The sequence below is a fragment of the Pseudomonas sp. ML96 genome (assembly GCF_000761545.1).
Classification (GTDB): domain Bacteria; phylum Pseudomonadota; class Gammaproteobacteria; order Pseudomonadales; family Pseudomonadaceae; genus Aquipseudomonas.
In genome coordinates, this window is the sequence record NZ_JPMY01000010.1 from 315,858 (window position 1) to 332,412 (window position 16,555).

The window sequence follows — 16,555 nt, forward strand, 5'->3', positions numbered from 1 at the left end:
GGCCTGTCTGCGCAGGTCTGCTCCGGGTTCGCCGCAAGAATGCGGGCGCCCTCCCCGCCGGGGTATACGCAGCATGACGTAAGCGCATACGTCATCTGACGTACAGCGCCAGGCACCAGCCTGGTGCACTCTCGAGCCCGAGCAGGAAGCCAGACAGAAGCCCGGGCGCGCACGCACGCGGCCCGCAGCTGGGGGCATGGATGTTGCAAATTCGCAGAGCAAACGGCACCACCAGGAGCAATGGCGTGCAACCCACCGGAACCCAGCGCATCGTCAAGATCCGCCGCGACTACAACAGCTGGGTCGCCGACGAGACCATGGAGGACTACGCCCTGCGTTTCACTCCGCGGGCGTTCCGCAAATGGTCGGAGCTGCGCATCGCCAACACCGCCCTCGGCGCCGTGTCGTTCCTCGCCCTGGAAGCCATCGGCGGCGCCCTGGCGCTGTCCTACGGCTTCACCAACACCCTGTGGGCGATCCTCGCGGTGAGCCTGGTGATCTTCCTCACCGGCCTGCCGATCAGCTACTACGCGGCGCGCTACGGCGTGGACATGGACCTGCTGACTCGCGGTGCCGGCTTCGGCTACATCGGCTCGACCATCACCTCGCTGATCTACGCCAGCTTCACCTTCCTGTTCTTCGCCCTCGAGGCGGCGATCATGGCCCTGGCCCTGGAGCTGTACTTCGACATCCCGCTGGCGCTGGCCTACGTGATCTGTTCGGTGATCATCATTCCCCTGGTGGCCTACGGCATCACCCTGATCAACCGCCTGCAGACCTGGACCCAGCCGGTGTGGCTGGTGCTGCTGTTCCTGCCCTACATCTTCGTCATCGCCAAGAACCCCGAGGCGATTGGCGACTGGACCAGCTTCGCCGGGCGCGAGGGTGAGGCCGGCAACTTCAACCTGCTGCACTTTGGCGCTGCCTGCACCGTGGCCCTGGCCCTGGTCACGCAGATCGGCGAGCAGGTCGACTACCTGCGCTTCCTGCCGGAAAAGACCGCGCAGAACCGCAAGCGCTGGTGGGCCGCACTGCTCATGGCCGGGCCCGGCTGGATCATCCCAGGCGCGCTGAAGATGCTCGCCGGCGCCTTCCTCGCCTTCCTCGCCCTGCAGCACGAGATCCCCATCGAGCGCGCCGCCGAGCCGACGCAGATGTACCTGGTGGCCTTCCACTACGTGTTCGCCTCGCCACAGTGGGCGCTCGGCGCCATGGTGCTGTTCGTCATCGTCAGCCAGGTGAAGATCAACCTGACCAACGCCTACGCCGGCTCGCTGGCCTGGTCCAACTTCTTTGCCCGCGTCACCCACAGCCATCCGGGCCGCGTGGTGTGGCTGGTGTTCAACGTGGCCATCGCCCTGATGCTGATGGAGCTGGGCGTGTTCGAGGCGATCGAGGAGGTGCTCGGCCTCTACGCCAACATCGCCATCGCCTGGATCGGCGCGCTGGTCGCCGACCTGGTGATCAACAAGCCGCTGGGCCTGTCGCCGCGCTACATCGAGTTCAAGCGCGCGCACCTGTACGACATCAACCCGGTCGGCGTCGGCGCCATGCTGTTCGCCTCGCTGCTCTCGGTGCTCGCTCACTTCGGCCTGTTCGGCGCCCTGGCCCAGGCCGCCTCGCCGCTGGTGGCGCTGTTCTCCGCGTTCATCTGCGCGCCGCTGCTGGCCTGGCTCACCGGCGGGCGCTTCTACATCGCCCGGACCAGCACGGCGGCGCTGATCCATCCGCCAAACGCCAGCCACGCACGCAATTGCGGCCTGTGCAACAACGCCTTCGAGAGCGAGGACATGGCCTTCTGCCCGGCCTACAGCACGCCGATCTGCTCGCTGTGCTGCTCGCTGGACGCGCGCTGCGGCGACGCCTGCAAGCCACACGCGCGGCTCAGCCGGCAGGTCGACGCGCTGCTGCACTGGCTGCTGCCCTGGGCCAGCATCCCGCGCCTGCACAGCCGCCTGGCGCAGTACCTGGGCTTCCTCGCTCTGCTGGTGCTGATGCTGTTCGGCGCCCTGGCGCTGATCTACAGCCAGGTCTCCCACGGCCTGGTGCCGCACTCACCGGAGGTGCAGCAGACGCTGTACCAGGCCTTCCTCAAGGCCTTCCTCACTCTCTCGCTGTTCGCCGGCATGCTCGCCTGGTGGATCGTCCTGACCCGCGAGAGCCGTCAGGTGGCGCAGCAGGAGTCGGACCGCCAGACCCTGCTGCTGATGCAGGAGATCGAGGCCCACGGCAAGACCGACGAGGCGCTGCAGAAGGCCAAGGTGCTGGCCGAGAACGCCAACGCGGCGAAGAGCCGCTACGTCACCGGCCTGTCCCACGAGCTGCGCACGCCGCTCAACAGCATCCTCGGTTACACGCAGATCCTGCAGCGCGACGCGGCCATGCCCGAGCGCCACCACGACGCCCTGGCGACCATCTACCGCAGCGGCTCGCATCTGTTGTCGCTGATCGACGGCCTGCTCGACGTAGCCAAGATCGAGGCCGGCAAGCTGCACCTGGAACTCTCGGAGATCGCCCTGCCCGAGTTCGTCGGCCAGCTCGAACGCATGTTCGCCCCGCAGGCCGCCGAGAAGGGCCTGGCTTTCCGCCTGGAGACGGCCGGACGGATTCCCGCGGTGGTGCGCGGCGACGAGAAGCGCGTGCGGCAGATCCTGATCAACCTGCTCGGCAACGCCGTGCGCTTCACCGAGCAGGGCGAGGTGCGCCTGCGCGTCAGCTACCTGCGCGAGACCGCCTGCTTCGAAATCGTCGACACCGGCATCGGCATCGACCCGCAACAGATCGAGCGCATCTTCCAGCCCTTCGAGCGCGGCGACCTGATGCGCCAGGACAACGGCGTCGGCCTCGGCCTGACCATCACCCGCATGCTCACCGCGCTGATGGGCGGCGAGCTGTCGGTGCACAGTGAGCCGGGCAAGGGCACGCGCTTCCAGGTGCGCCTGTTCCTCTCCGAGGTGCGCGCGCCGCAGGCGGTGGTGCATGTGGCGCACGACATCATCGGCTACCAGGGCCCGCGCCGTCTGGTGCTGGTGGTGGACGACCACCTGGAACACCGCCGCGTGCTGGCCGGCATGTTGGAACCGCTGGGCTTTCGCGTCGAGCAGGCGGCCAGCGGCCAGGAGGCAATTCGCCAGGCCGCGCTGCTCAGCCCCGACCTGATCCTCATGGACCTGTCGATGCCGCAAATGGACGGCTTCGAGACCAGCCGCCTGATCCGCCGCAATGCCCTGTGCCAGGCGCCGATCATCGTCATCTCGGCGAATGCCTTCGCCGACGACCGCGAACGCAGCATCGCCGCCTACTGCAACGACTACCTGGCCAAGCCGGTGCACACCCCGGCGCTGCTCGAACGCATCCAGCAGCAGCTCGACCTGCAGTGGCTGCACCGCGTCGCCGAGCCGGAAGCGCCGCAGCCACAGGTCGAGACACTGCCCAGCGCCAGCGAACTGGCCGAGCTGCGCGAGCTGGCAGCGCTCGGCTACATGCGCGGCATCCAGGACAAGCTGGACACCATCGAACGCCAGACCCCGGCCTGCGCGCCCTTCACCAAACGCCTGCGGGCCCTGGCCAAGGGCTTCCGCCTGGATGAACTCAACCGCCAACTCAAGGAGGCCGAACATGAATGCAGCCACGCAGCTTGCTGAGCGCGGCACCGTGCTGATCGTCGACGACACGCCGGACAACCTCGCCCTGCTCTCCGACGCCCTCGACGCCCAGGGCTACATGGTGCTGGTGGCGCTGGACGGCCAGAGCGCGCTGAACCGCATCCAGCGTCGGCGCCCCGACCTGATCCTGCTCGACGCGATGATGCCCGGCCTCGATGGCTTCGAGACCTGCCGGCGGATCAAGGCCGAACCGGACAGCGCCGACATCCCGGTGCTGTTCATGACCGCGCTGACCGACAGCGAGCACGTAGTGGAAGGCTTCGCCGCCGGCGGCAGCGACTACGTGACCAAGCCGATCCACACCGACGAGGTGCTGGCGCGGGTCGCCGCCCACCTGCGCACCGCGCGCACCTTGCAGTCGGCACGCGCCGCCGCGCAGCCGGTGGACCTGACCCTGAGCAACGAGCCGACCTTCGAGACCCTCTCGGCGCGCTTCCAGCTCACCGAACGCGAAGTTGAGGTGCTGCGCTGGGTGGCCTGCGGCAAGACCAACCGCGACATCGGCGACATCCTCGGCCTGTCGCCACGCACGGTGAACAAGCACCTGGAGCACGTCTACGTGAAGCTCGGCGTGGAAACCCGCACCGCCGCCGCGGCGGTGGCGATCTCCGCCAGCGTGGCGCGTTAGCCCTTGCCACCACTCTTTTGCATCTGCCGCAGCAACGGCGCGCACTGGCTGGGCTCGTCGCCACCACTGGGCGCTACCAGCGCCAGCAGACCGGCCACCGGCGCTACCGCCACGCCCAGCGCCACCAGGCCGACGCCGCGCAGCGCCAGCGGCGTGGCCTGCACCCCGGCATTCGGCTCTTTGAAGGTGCCGCGCACATAGAGCGGCGAGCGCAGGGAGAAGATGCGCAGGCCCTTGCTCGCCGGGGTCACGTCGAAGTCCAGGCGCTCACTGGCGAAGTTGGCGCTGCCGTCGACGCGGATCACCGAGTTCTCGGTATCGACCACGAACAGCCGCGTGCTCATCAGGCCCTGCTTGATGCCGAGGTCGGCAGCCGCGCAGTTGATGGTCACCTCGTCGTCGCCGAACAGCTTGCCGACCAGATAGTTGCCGACGTTGAGCCCGGCGATCTCCAGCAGGCCACGGCTCACCGCGCCATCGTTGATCAGCATCTTCAACTCGCCATTGGCGGTGCCGAGCAGGGCCGCCACCGAGTTGCCGGTGCCGCTGAGCTTGGCGTCGCCATTCAGCGCGCCGAGGCTGGTCTGCATCGGCGCGAAGGTGGGGAACAGCTGCTTCAGCTTCAGCTCGCGCGCACTCAGGCGTACCTGGCCCTGCATCGGAGCGACGGCGCCGTTGAGGCGGATCTGTGCATCCAGGCTGCCGCCGGCCACGCCGAAACGCAGCGGCTCCAGGCTGAGCTGGCCGTCGTTGAGCACCACGTGGGTGTCCATATCGTTGATCGGCAGCTGGTCGGAGTGAACGATGCGCTTGCCGGTGAAGCGCACGTCGGCGTCCATGCTGCGCCAGCGCTCGGTGCGGAACTGCTCCACCGGCAGCACCTTGTTCGCCGGCTGGCTGGCGGCCGCGCCGCGCTCCTGCTTCTCGGCATTGGAGTCGGCGCCGATCAGCGGCGCCAGGTCGGCGAACAGCAGCTGGTTGGAGGTGAGCTGGCCGGACAACTTGGGCCGCGGCTGGCGGGCGACGAAGGTGAGGTCGCCGTGGATGTCGCTGTCGCCGATGCGGCCATTGAAGTCCTGATAGCGGAAGCTGGCGCCGCCGGCATCGCGCAGGTCGGCCTGCAGGCGGCCATCGGTGGCATAGGGCGGCGTGTCCGGCAGGGTCACCCCGGTCAGCGGGTAGAGCTGGCTGAGGCTGGCGCCAGCCAGGCGCAGACGCAGGTCGAGGGCGCCCAGGCGCTGCGGATCGGTAAGGCTGCCGGCGACGCGAATGCGCGTGGCGCCGATGCGCACATCGGCCTGCAGCGGGAACGGCAGGTTGGCGCTGTGCAACGCCAGCAGGCCGCCGACCTTGCCACTGCCACTCACCGCCTGGCCCTGGAAGCGCCCCTTGGCACGCCAGGCGAAGGCGTAGTCCTGGGCCGCCGCGTGTTCCTCGGCCAGGCGCTGGGCGGCGTTCTCGCCGACGATCTGGGCAAAGGGAATGGGCGCGCCGAGCGGGTCGATCTGCGCCTCGATGCGGGTCTTGGACACCTGGTCGTCGAGGCTGACCACGCCCTGGTCGAAACCGATGGTGCCGATATCCAGGGTCCAGGGGCTGGGCTCCGCAGCTTGGTCGGGCTGCTGGCTGCCGAGGTCGAAGGTCCAGTTGGCACGGCCATCGGCCAGGCGCTGCAGGTTGGCGAACGGCGCTCCGAGTTCGATGCGCGGGATGCTCACGGTCTTCCACAACAGCGGCAGCGGCGCCAAGCGGAAGCGCACGCGGTCGAGGCTGACGAAGGTGTCGCCCTCGGCCCACTCCGGATTGCCCAGCACCAGCTGTTCGGCGGCGAAGTGCGGCCACGGCAGCCAGGCGCGCCAGCCACCCTCCTCCGGCTCGCGCTGCCACACCACGCTGAGGTTGCCCTCGATGGCGAACGGCCGGTTCAGCGCCGCCGAGACCTTCTCGTTGATGGTCGGCCGCAGCAGGTTCCAGTCGAACAACACGAGAAACAGCCACAACCCCGCCACCACCAGCAGCGACACGGCGAACGCCCCACTCAACCACTTGCGTAACCGCACCCTTACCTCCGGTGTGCATCTACTTCATTGGTTGTTTCGACTGACGAAACGCGGGAATGCTCCCCAACTGGCGCACTCGAATGAAATGCCCGATGCTGACTGCCCCGACGCGGACGCCGCCATGCAACTGATCGACACCCACACCCACCTGGATTTTCCCGACTTCGACGCCGACCGCGGCGAGCTGCTCGCCCGCAGCCGCGACCTGGGCGTGGAGCGGCTGGTGGTGCTCGGCGTGTACCGCGACAACTGGCAGCGCCTGTGGCAGCTGTGCCAGCAGGAGGCTGGCCTGTACGCCGCCTTCGGCCTGCACCCGGTGTATCTCGAGCAGCATAGCCCCGAGCACCTGGGCGAGCTGCGCGACTGGCTGCAGCGCCTGGCGGGCCATCCAAAACTCTGTGCGGTGGGCGAGTTCGGCCTGGACTACTACGTGGAGACGCTGGACCGCGAGCAGCAGCAAGCGCTGTTCGAAGCGCAACTGCAGCTGGCCGCCGAATTCGAGCTGCCGGTGCTGCTCCACGTGCGCCGCGCCCATGCCGCCACCATCGCCACGCTCAAGCGCCTCAAGCCGCCACGCGGCGGGGTGATCCACGCCTTCGCCGGCAGCTACGAGGAAGCCCGCGAGTACATCCGCCTGGGCTTCAAGCTGGGCCTGGGCGGCGCGCCGACCTGGCCGCAGGCGTTGCGCCTGCGCAAGGTGATCCCGCGCCTACCGCTGGAAGCCATAGTGCTGGAGACCGACGCCCCCGACATGGCGCCAGCCATGTACCCGGGCCTGCGCAACAGCCCGGAGCACCTGCCGGCCATCTGCGCGGCGCTGGCGGAGCTGTGCGGTGTGACGCCCGAGGAGTTGGCCAGCGCCAGCAGCCGCAACGCCGCCGAGCTGTTCGGCTGGCAGCTGTGAAGCCGCCAGAAACGACGAGGCCCGCCAATTGGCGGGCCTCGCTGCTTGCAGGCTGAGGATCAGACGCGGAAGGCGCTGATCAGCTCCTTCAGACGCGCGACCTGGTCGGACAGCTGGCGGCTGGCCTGCTCGGTCTGCACCGCACCTTCGGCAGTACGCTCGCCGGCCTGGTTGATCTCGACGATGTTCATGTCGATATCGTGGGCCACGGCGGTCTGCTGCTCGGCGGCGGCGGCGATCTGCTGGTTCTGGTCGACGATCATGCCGACCGCGCCGAGGATGTTCTCCAGCGCCAGCTGCACCTGAGCCGACTGGCTGACAGTGCTCTCGACCATCTGGTGACTGCCGTTCATCGCGGTCACCGTGGCGCCCACACCGTTCTGCAGGCGACCGATCATCTGCTCGATCTCCTCGGTGGACTGGTGGGTACGCTTGGCCAGGTTGCGCACCTCGTCGGCCACCACGGCGAAGCCGCGGCCCTGCTCACCGGCACGTGCCGCCTCGATGGCCGCGTTGAGCGCCAGCAGGTTGGTCTGCCCGGCGATGCCCTTGATCACGTCCAGCACCTGGCTGATCGAGGCGCTGTCGGCAGCCAGCTGGTTGATCACACCCACCGACTGGTCGATCTCGCTGGCCAGGCGCTGGATGCTGCCGACCTGCGACTCGACCATGGCGCGGCCGCTGACCGTCTCGTCATTCACGCTCTGCGCGCTACCCACGGCGGCGGCGGCGCTGCGCGCCACCTCCTGGGCGGTAGCGGACATCTGGTTCATTGCCGTGGCCACCTGTTCGATCTGGCCGCGCTGGGCGGTCACCGCCTGGCTGCTTTCGCCGGAGACCAGTTCGACACGATCGGCCTGGCGCTCCACTTCCTTCACGGTCTGGCCAACCAGCTCGATCAGGTCGCGAATCTTCGCCACGGTGCCGTTGAACACTTCACCCAGCTCGCCCAGCTCGTCCTGGCTGCGCACGTTGACGCGCACGGTCATGTCGCCACCGGCCACCTGACCGAGGGTCTTGCCAAAGCCCTTAAGGGTGGTGCGGGTGGAGACGTAGAAGCCGCCGTAGAGATAGCCGATGGCGAGGAACAGGCCGACCAGGGCGACCACCAGCAACACCATCTGCGTGCGCTTCTCGCCCAGGCGCTGGCTGAGGTCCTGGTCGAGGAAGCCGAGAATGGCGTCGTTGAACTGGTAGGTCTTGTCGATGGCCGTGCTCAGCTGGTCGAAATAGCCCTGCCAGGGCGCGTCCAGGCTGTCGGCCATGAGCAGCTGCTCTTCCAGCACGGTGCTGATCTCGGTCAGCGTGGCGCGGCTGGCCTCGGCCAGGCTGCCCAGCTCGCTCTTGGCGCGCGGGCTGTCTTCCAGCGAGCTCTGGATCTTGAAGCCGTACTCGGCGTGGCGCTTCTCCAGGTCGGCCAGCAGCTCGTCGAGCTTGGTGCTGTCGGCGGAACCGAGGATGCCCTGACCCAGCGAGTAGGAGCCCAGGGCGCGGCCCTTGCTCAGGGTCTTGGTGATCGGCGGAGTGACGGAGGTCAGCAGCTCGGTCAGCTGGCGCACGGTGGTGTCGCTGTCCTGGCTCAGGCCCGACTGGCTGGCGACGAACTTGATGAACACCTCGGCGTTATCCAGCGCCTTGACCACCAGGCCCGCCTTGCTACGCAGGGACGACTCGGCCGCCACCGCGTCCATGGCGGACTTGACGGCATCGCGCTGGGCGTTGAATTCCTCGATCTTCTGCGCATCGTCGCTGGGCGACTGCAGGCTGCCGAGGATGTCACCGATGCTCTTCTCCAGCGGCGCGATCATGGCGGCCAGCTTGTCCGATTCACCGGACTGGCCGAGCACAGCATTGATCTCGTAAAGATCGTTCAGGCGCTCCAGTTCCTGACGCATCTTCTGGCTGCTCTTGAGCAATTCCAGGCTCTGCAGCTCGGTGCGGGTATCGACGAAGGCGTCGTAGGACTCGCGCACCAGGAAGTAGTTGGTGACCAGCATGGGAAGGAAGAACAGCACACTGATCAGGCTGAACTTCATACCGAAGCTCATTCGGTTCATCAATGCGATGGCAGGGTACAACACGCTATTCACTAGACGTCTCCTGTTGCCATTATTGTTTTATGCCAGCCGGGAGCAGGCTGGTCGATTGAACGGCAAGGTGTCGTTTGTTTTCTGATTACTCGTGGGAATGGCCATTTGCCAGGCCAGGATCCCCCACAGCCTGTATACCGGATATCGGCCCAGCCCTGTGTAACTTAAGGTTAAGAATGCGCATGTCACTTCGCCTCGGTATTGATCTGGGTGGGACAAAGACCGAAATCATCGCGCTCGAAGGTTCCGACGAGCGGTTACGGCGGCGCCTGCCCACACCACAGCACGACTACCAGGCCAGCCTGCACAACATGGTGCGCCTGGTCCGGGAAGCCGAAGCCGAACTGGGCGCCCAAGGTAGTCTGGGCGTGGGCATTCCCGGCACGCGCTCGCCGGACCACGGGCGAATCAAGAACGCCAACTCCACCTACCTGATCGGTCAGGACCTGCAGGGCGACCTCGAGCGCCTGCTGCAGCGTCCGGTGCGCCTGGCCAACGACGCCGACTGCTTCACCCTGTCGGAAGCCTGCGATGGGGCGGGTGCCGGGGCGGCCAGCGTGTTCGGGGGGATCCTCGGTACCGGCGTCGGCGGCGGCATCGTCATCCACGGCCGCCTGCTCGGCGGGCCCAACGCCATCGTCGGCGAATGGGGGCACAACGCCCTGCCCTGGCGAACCGAGGCAGACGGCCCGGCACGGCGCTGCTACTGCGGCCTGAACGACTGCATCGAGACCTTCCTCAGCGGCCCCGGCTGGGCGGCGCGCAGCGATCTGGGCCTGAGCGCGGCCGCACTGGCCGATGCGGCGCGCCAGGGCGAGCCGGCCGCCGACGAGGCGCTGAACACCTATTGCGAGCAGCTGGCCCGGGCGCTGGCCTCGGTGATCAACGTGATCGACCCGGAGGTGATAGTGCTGGGCGGCGGCCTGTCGAACATTCCCGCGCTGTACGAGCGGGTGCCGCCACTGCTGGTCCGCCATGTGTTCTCGGATCGGGTCAACACGCGTCTGGTGCAGGCCCGCTATGGCGACTCCAGCGGTGTACGTGGCGCCGCCTGGTTGTGGCCGGCCGACTGAACTAGAGCAGCAGAATCCACACGGCGAAGGCGGCATACCAGAGCACCGCGGAGCGGATCAGCAGCTGCCACAGCTCGTCCAGGCTGTTGGCCCCGGACTCGCCCGGCTGCGGCTCGGCCAGCTCGCTGGCGGCACGCCCGGCATTGGCGACCAAGCGGGCGGCGGGCAGGTCCCAGGCCAGCAGGTCATGCAGCACCGCGCGGCTGACGGCGGCGAAGTTGCCAACCAGGGCGAAGCTGGCTGCCAGCACCCGCACCGGCAGCCAGTCGAAAGCATGCCGCAGCTGCGCCGCGCGCTCGGCCACTGCGGGCTGACCGTGCTCGGCGCTCAGCGCCAGCAGGCGATAGGCCAGGGCCGGCAGCGGCCCGAGCAGGGCGTACCAGAAGATCACTGCGAAGAAGCCCTGGTAGGCCTGCCACAGCTCATAGTCCTGCACGCGCTCGAGCAGCTCTGCCTCGCCGTCGGCAGCGACACCGAGATCGCGCTCGGCCACATGCAGGGCGGCCTGGTCATCACCACGGCGCCAGGCGTCACGGAACGGCCCGAGCGCCGCCAGCACATCGCCGCGCCCCAGGCTGTAGACCAGCACCAGCAGATGCACCGGCAGCGCCAGCCAGCCATAGGCCAGCGGCTGCAGAATCAACAGCGCCACACCGAGCAGGGCCACCGGCAGCAACACGGCGAGCGCCAGCGCCCGCCAGGGCGAGCCGCCCTCGTTACTGGCCAGCCACTGCAGCCAGGGACCATCCTGCTGAATGCGTTGGCGCCCGGAGGAGAACTTCTCCACCCAGAGCACCAGCAGCAGAACCAGGAAATTCATCGTTTGCTCTCCTCGCCTTGCAGGGCAGCGCGCAGGCGCGCCCAGTCGAAACAGGGGCCCGGGTCGGTCTTGCGCCCCGGGGCGATGTCGCTGTGGCCACAGATGCGCTCGACGCTCATCTGAGGATAGGCGCGCAGCAACTCGCGGGTGAGGCCCACCAGGGCCTGGTACTGGGCATCGCTGAACGGCAGCTCGTCGGTGCCCTCCAGCTCGATGCCGACGGAGAAGTCGTTGCAGTTCTCGCGCCCGGCGAAATTCGACACGCCGGCATGCCAGGCGCGCTGGTTGCAGGAAACGAACTGGGTGACGCCGCCATCACGCTCGATCAGGAAATGCGCGGACACCGTCAGATGAGCGATGCCGGCGAAATAGGGATGCTCATCGATCGGCAGGCAGTTCTGGAAGAACTGCTGCACCTTGCCGGTGGCGAACTGCCCCGGCGGCAGGCTGATGTTGTGGATCACCAGCAGGGAAACCTCCCCTTGCGGGCGCTCGTTGAAGTTCGGCGAAGGGCAGTGACGGGCTCCATCACACCAGCCGCTGGCAGGGTCCAGCTGCATTGCAGGCTCCTTGAAGACTGGCGCCACTCTAGCAGAAGTGCAGGAACGAAAACGCCCGGCGCAAGGCCGGGCGTTTTCATGATGCGCTGGGCTCAGGCGCCCTTGAGTCTGCGCAGGTTGCCGATCACCGATTCCAGCGCGCGGTCGAACAGCAGCGCATCGTCGAGCAGGCGGATGGCGCCACGGCGGAACTCCACGGCCAGGCCCATACGGGTCTTCTCCATCACCTTCATGCCGGTGCGGTTGACGAAGATGTACTTGCCAGTCGGCTTGATGATGGCCGCCAGCTTGCCGCGCAGCTTGTGCTCCTCATCCTCCTGAATCTCCACCCAGCTGCCGACACGCAGGCTGTCCACATGCTGCAGCGCCTCGTCGTCGTCCGGCAGGCTGGCCTCGGGCTCCTGCTGGCGGCTCTCGCCGGGGGCGAGCAGGACGATCTCCTCGACCACCTCGACCATCGCCGGAGCGTCGACCTCGGCCTCAATCTCCTGCGGCGGCAGCTCCAGCAGCGCCACTTCGCCGAACTCCGACGCGGACTCGGCGAGAAACTCGGTAGGCTGCTCCTCGACCGGCTCGGTGACTTCGCGTTTGAAGCGCTGGAAGGCCTGGACGTGTACTGCCTCCAGCTTGCTGAAGAACTCGCTGGTGATGAACGGATCGATCGCCGCGCTGGTCAGGCCATCACGCAGCGACTTGAGCAGGCTCGGCACCAGTTCCAGCAGGCGCAGACGATCTTCTGGCGACTCGTGCAGCTCGACGCTCCACACCAGATCGTCCATCACCGCCAGCGCGGCATCCCACTCGGCAGACTCGGCGCCATGCTTGAGGCTGGTCAGCTGCAGCACCTTACTCCAACCTTCCTGCAGCAGGCGCACGACCACTTCGGGCAGGGTCTTGCCGAGCAGCCGCGAATTCAGCGCCTGCTCGACCTGCTGGCGGGCCAGCTCGGCCTTGGCGCGACCTTCTTCGGCGTCGCGGGTGCGCTGTTCGAGCAGCTCGCTGCGGCGCTTCTCGTCTCCGGTGAAGGCGAGGAATTCAGCCAACACATCGGAGAAGATCGCCGGATCGTCGGTGAAATCGTTGAGCAGGCGTTGCACCACCTGCTCGATACGCTGATACAGGGCGTCGCGCTGCTCGTCGCCCTGGGCGCTCCAGCCGAGCGCCGCGGTGGCGATCTCGTTGAGCAGGCGGCGCGCCGGGTGGCTACCGCGACTGAAGAAGGTCTTGTCCAGCACCGCGACCTTGAGCATGGGGATCTGCAGGCGGCCGATCAGGGCCTTGAGCGAATCCGGCAGGGTGCGGTCGTCGAGGATGAACTCGAAGAGCATGGCGACCAGGTTGATCACATCCTCGTCGACTTCACCCACCACGCGGGACTTGCCACTCTTGGCACTGGCGCGCGCCAGCAGGCCTTCCAGCTGATTGCGCAGATCGTAGTCGTCACTAACCTGCTGGCTCGCCACCGGGAAATGCTGCTGCATGTGCGAGAGCAGGCGCATCAGATCGTTGCTAGAGATCGGCACCGCGTCGACCGGAACCTCGCGGCGTGGCATCGCCGAGCTGCCACGGACCTGAGACAGCAGCTCCTGCAGAGCGCCGAAGACCTCCTGCACGTTTTCATCGGCGTAGCCGGCAGCTGCTGGAGCCCCAGCAGAGTCTTCACGGCCGCCGCGCGCGGAAGTTTGAGAACGTCCTGGCTGACGACGCACCGGCGGCGCCGACTTCAGCTCTGGCAGCACACCGGCCTCGACCAGTTGCTGGTTGGCGTTGGCATACAGCTGGTCCAGATCGCCCAGCACGTACTTCTCGAACAGCTTGAGGATGATCAGCTTGACGCGGATCTCCACGCCCAGCCCTTCGCAGGCCGACATGAACTGCTCGCAGAGCACGCGCGGACCGAGCGGATTGCTCTTGTCCTCGAGCTTCTTGCTGATCATCGCGTTGAGACGGGTGGTGAGGTGACCGAGAGCGACGCCATCACGGTTCACCACGCGGGAAACCATAGCATCGAGTGCTACCGACTCTTCGAGCACATCGTCCTGGACCAGCGACAGGCTCTCGAAGGAAACGGTACCCAGCTGCGGTGCCGGGCTGCCGATTTCGTATTGGTTGAGGGTGGAGAAACTCTCGAAGACTTTCTGCAGGAAGCCGCGCTCGATGCTCTTGCGCTTCAGACGCAGGTCGCGCATTGCCTCGAAGAAGGCGTTCTGCTCGGCGTTGCTGGACGCGCGATCGGCCATCTCGAACAGGGTGTCGTCCGCATTATCGAACAGCCCCTGGAGGGCCAGCTTGAGCTGCTGGGCAGCCTTGTCGCGCACCTGGGTAAGGGCCACGGGAAGCCTTCCTGCCGGCGAAGTTGGCGATTGCTCGGGGGCGACCTTGTTCAGGTGCACCACTTTCGCGTCGGTCTTCATTATGAGTCTCCCGCAGACTGCTTGATCAGAACAGGCTGCATACGATCAGCTGGGCGTCATCCGTAGCGCCAAGGAGATGGCGTCAAAAATCACGGTAGACCTGAGTATAGGGGGATGCGAAGCATGACCAAATACCCCCTGTCGCATACATGACCCAGATCACAGAGCGCAGAGATCGAAGGTACGAACGGTCGTCATAGGGCGACCACCTTCGCTTAGTGGTCTAGCAGAAAGCCCCGCGAGGCACTGCACCAAACGTCGGCTATCCCTATAATCGCGCCACCTGCCTGTAGGAGGCCCCGATGCCCAACCTGATCCTCGCCAATCTCGGCGCCGAAATCGAAGCCAATGTACGCACTGCCCTTCGCGAGGACATCGGTAGCGGCGACATCACTGCGCAGCTGATCCCCACCGAACGCCTGGCCAACGCCACCGCCATCACCCGCGAAGCCGCAGTGATCTGTGGGACAGCGTGGGTAGACACTGTGTTCCGTCAGCTCGATCCTCGCGTGGCAGTCCACTGGCAGGTCGCTGACGGTGAGCGCGTACAACCCAACCAGCCACTCTTCCATCTGGAAGGCCCAGCCCGCGCGCTGCTCAGCGGCGAACGCAGTGCCCTGAACTTCCTGCAGACCCTGTCCGCCGTCGCCACCCGCTGCCGCCACTTCGCCGACCTGGTGGCAGACACCTCGGTGAAACTGCTCGATACCCGCAAGACCCTGCCCGGCCTGCGCCTGGCGCAGAAGTACGCAGTCACCCAGGGCGGCTGTCACAACCACCGCATCGGCCTGTACGACGCCTTCCTGATCAAGGAAAACCACATCGCCGCCTGCGGCGGCATCGCCCAGGCCATCACCACCGCCCATGGCATAGCCCCCGGCAAGCCGGTGGAAATCGAAGTGGAAAGCCTGGAGGAACTGCAGCAAGCCCTGGCTGCCGGCGCCGACATCGTCATGCTCGACGAACTGAGCCTGGACGACATGCGCACCGCCGTTTCCCTCACCGCCGGCCGCGCCAAACTGGAAGCCTCCGGCGGTATCAACGAAAGCACCCTGCGCACCATCGCCGAAACCGGCGTCGACTACATCTCCATCGGCAGCCTGACCAAGGACGTCAAGGCCATCGACTTGTCGATGCGACTGAGCCTGTAATCAGACAAACGCCAGAAAAACAAAAGCCCTGCCAAATGCGGGGCTTTTGTTTTATATGGTGCCGGAGACAGGAATCGAACCTGCGACCTTCGCGTTACGAGTGCGCTGCTCTACCAACTGAGCTACACCGGCGCGGCCAACCTTATAGCAACCTCTTCTATCGCAACTCAAGAGCTGCAGACTGCGGGCTCGGCCACAGGCGCTCGCGATATCGACGAGCCGCAGCCTCCACGGTATTGAAGCTTACCCAGGCAAGAGCATAGGACAACACGCCCCCGATACAGAAAACCACGAGCCAATGCAGGCGACACTGCACCAGATAAAGCATGATCGGGTAATGGAAGAGATAGAGTCCGTAAGACAATTTGCCAATATGGGTCACCAGCCGCCCCGCAAACAGCGTCTGCTTTCCAAGCAAAATGGAAACAATCAATAGAGCGGTACCAATCTCCGCGAGCGGGACAAATAGAGCGAGATGGAGCTCATCCGACTGAGGCGAGATCAAGGCAACGACCAATGAAAGCCAACCCAACTTCGCCATCCACGCATTACCGCCAACTTCTTTCTGCTGTCTCCACCAGGCAGCAAGCGCAGCTCCTAGAACCAGCCCTCCTGCATGTAAATCCGGGCGGTAATAGGCCAGGCCGCCCGGAGCACCCATACCGTAAAGGCACCAAATCCGCCACGCACAAAGCAGGACATACAACCCCAGCAAAGCCCGCCAAAGCATGCCCCTACTCAACAGTCTGAAAACAGCAAGCAACACCAGAGGCCAAATCAGGTAGAACTGCTCTTCAAGCCCAAGCGACCAACCATGCAGCAACTTCTCCGGCGCATATCCCGCAGCAGCGGCCAAATTGGCCACATACCACAAGACAGCCAGTACATCTCGCAAATGAAAGAAGTATTCCGGCCAAAGCAGCGGCGCAAACAACGAATAGAGAAAAAGCATCAATAACAGCGCTGGCGTTAAACGCCAGGCCCGCCTCAGATAGAAGCGTTTTAACCCAATCGTTCCGCTGCGATCCTGCTCATCCAACAGCAACGAGGTAATCAGAAAACCGCTAAGAACCAGGAACAGATCGACGCCAACATTGCCACCTGGCAACCCCGGCACCTTTGAGTGGAAGAACAGCACCAGCAGGATGGCCAACGCCCTCAGACCATCCAACCCAGCAACGTAGCGCATA

The 16,555-nt window shown here is 65.9% G+C and carries 11 protein-coding genes, 1 tRNA gene and 1 pseudogene; 5 read left to right on the plus strand and 8 right to left on the minus strand.

All coding sequences use genetic code 11. The features are described from left to right. Window positions 1-200 precede the first annotated feature (200 nt). Together IP89_RS08130 and IP89_RS08135 are read left to right on the plus strand one after the other, a co-directional pair. A complete protein-coding gene (locus IP89_RS08130; RefSeq protein WP_371261937.1) occupies window positions 201-3,644 on the plus strand; it encodes an ATP-binding protein in 3,444 nt (1,147 codons plus the stop codon). Further along, window positions 3,619-4,293, plus strand: coding sequence for a response regulator (locus IP89_RS08135; protein ID WP_043308876.1), 675 nt, complete (start codon window positions 3,619-3,621; stop codon window positions 4,291-4,293). The genes IP89_RS08130 and IP89_RS08135 overlap by 26 nt, the downstream gene beginning before the upstream one ends. On the opposite strand, the gene IP89_RS08140 is transcribed toward IP89_RS08135, so the two are convergent. Further along, window positions 4,290-6,335 (minus strand): AsmA family protein, encoded by a 2,046-nt coding sequence (locus IP89_RS08140; RefSeq protein ID WP_043308877.1) that lies wholly within the window; start codon window positions 6,333-6,335, stop codon window positions 4,290-4,292. The two genes, IP89_RS08135 and IP89_RS08140, sit on opposite strands and share 4 nt — an antisense overlap. A gap of 139 nt (window positions 6,336-6,474) precedes the next feature. Here IP89_RS08140 and IP89_RS08145 point away from each other — a divergent pair, with 139 nt between their 5' ends. Continuing rightward, window positions 6,475-7,257: a TatD family hydrolase gene (locus tag IP89_RS08145; protein ID WP_043309047.1), complete on the plus strand. Its 783-nt coding sequence runs from the start codon at window positions 6,475-6,477 to the stop codon at window positions 7,255-7,257. Window positions 7,258-7,316: 59 nt separating this feature from the next. Here the strand turns inward: IP89_RS08145 and IP89_RS23880 are convergent, their stop codons facing one another. Both IP89_RS23880 and IP89_RS23885 read right to left on the minus strand, forming a co-directional pair. Further along, window positions 7,317-8,030, minus strand: coding sequence for a methyl-accepting chemotaxis protein (locus tag IP89_RS23880; RefSeq protein WP_371261940.1), 714 nt, complete (start codon window positions 8,028-8,030; stop codon window positions 7,317-7,319). A 141-nt stretch (window positions 8,031-8,171) separates the two neighbouring features. Continuing rightward, window positions 8,172-9,314: pseudogene (locus IP89_RS23885) on the minus strand (HAMP domain-containing protein); the annotation flags it as partial. A 215-nt stretch (window positions 9,315-9,529) separates the two neighbouring features. Between IP89_RS23885 and IP89_RS08155 the strand changes: the two are divergent. Further along, window positions 9,530-10,420, plus strand: coding sequence for an ROK family protein (locus tag IP89_RS08155; protein WP_043308879.1), 891 nt, complete (start codon window positions 9,530-9,532; stop codon window positions 10,418-10,420). Window position 10,421: 1 nt separating this feature from the next. Here the strand turns inward: IP89_RS08155 and ampE are convergent, their stop codons facing one another. The 3 genes from ampE to IP89_RS08170 form a co-directional block, all read right to left on the minus strand. After that, on the minus strand, window positions 10,422-11,240 hold the full coding sequence (ampE, locus tag IP89_RS08160; RefSeq protein ID WP_043308880.1) for a regulatory signaling modulator protein AmpE: 819 nt from the start codon (window positions 11,238-11,240) through the stop codon (window positions 10,422-10,424). Then, complete coding sequence (gene ampD / locus IP89_RS08165; protein WP_043308881.1) at window positions 11,237-11,800, minus strand: 1,6-anhydro-N-acetylmuramyl-L-alanine amidase AmpD; 564 nt, start codon at window positions 11,798-11,800, stop codon at window positions 11,237-11,239. Before ampD ends, ampE begins: the two co-directional genes overlap by 4 nt. A gap of 92 nt (window positions 11,801-11,892) precedes the next feature. Next, window positions 11,893-14,214 carry a DUF1631 domain-containing protein gene (locus IP89_RS08170; protein WP_043308882.1) on the minus strand — a complete coding sequence of 774 codons (2,322 nt, stop codon included), beginning with the start codon at window positions 14,212-14,214 and terminating at the stop codon, window positions 11,893-11,895. A gap of 302 nt (window positions 14,215-14,516) precedes the next feature. Between IP89_RS08170 and nadC the strand changes: the two genes are divergently transcribed. Next, entirely contained in the window at window positions 14,517-15,365 is an 849-nt protein-coding gene (gene nadC, locus IP89_RS08175; protein ID WP_043308883.1) for a carboxylating nicotinate-nucleotide diphosphorylase, read from the plus strand. Between the two features lie 56 nt (window positions 15,366-15,421). On the opposite strand, the gene IP89_RS08180 is transcribed toward nadC, so the two are convergent. Together IP89_RS08180 and IP89_RS08185 are read right to left on the minus strand one after the other, a co-directional pair. Beyond that, window positions 15,422-15,497, minus strand: a tRNA-Thr gene (locus tag IP89_RS08180). Between the two features lie 25 nt (window positions 15,498-15,522). Further along, a complete protein-coding gene (locus IP89_RS08185; protein ID WP_043308884.1) occupies window positions 15,523-16,554 on the minus strand; it encodes an acyltransferase in 1,032 nt (343 codons plus the stop codon). Between the last annotated feature and the right edge of the window lies 1 nt (window position 16,555).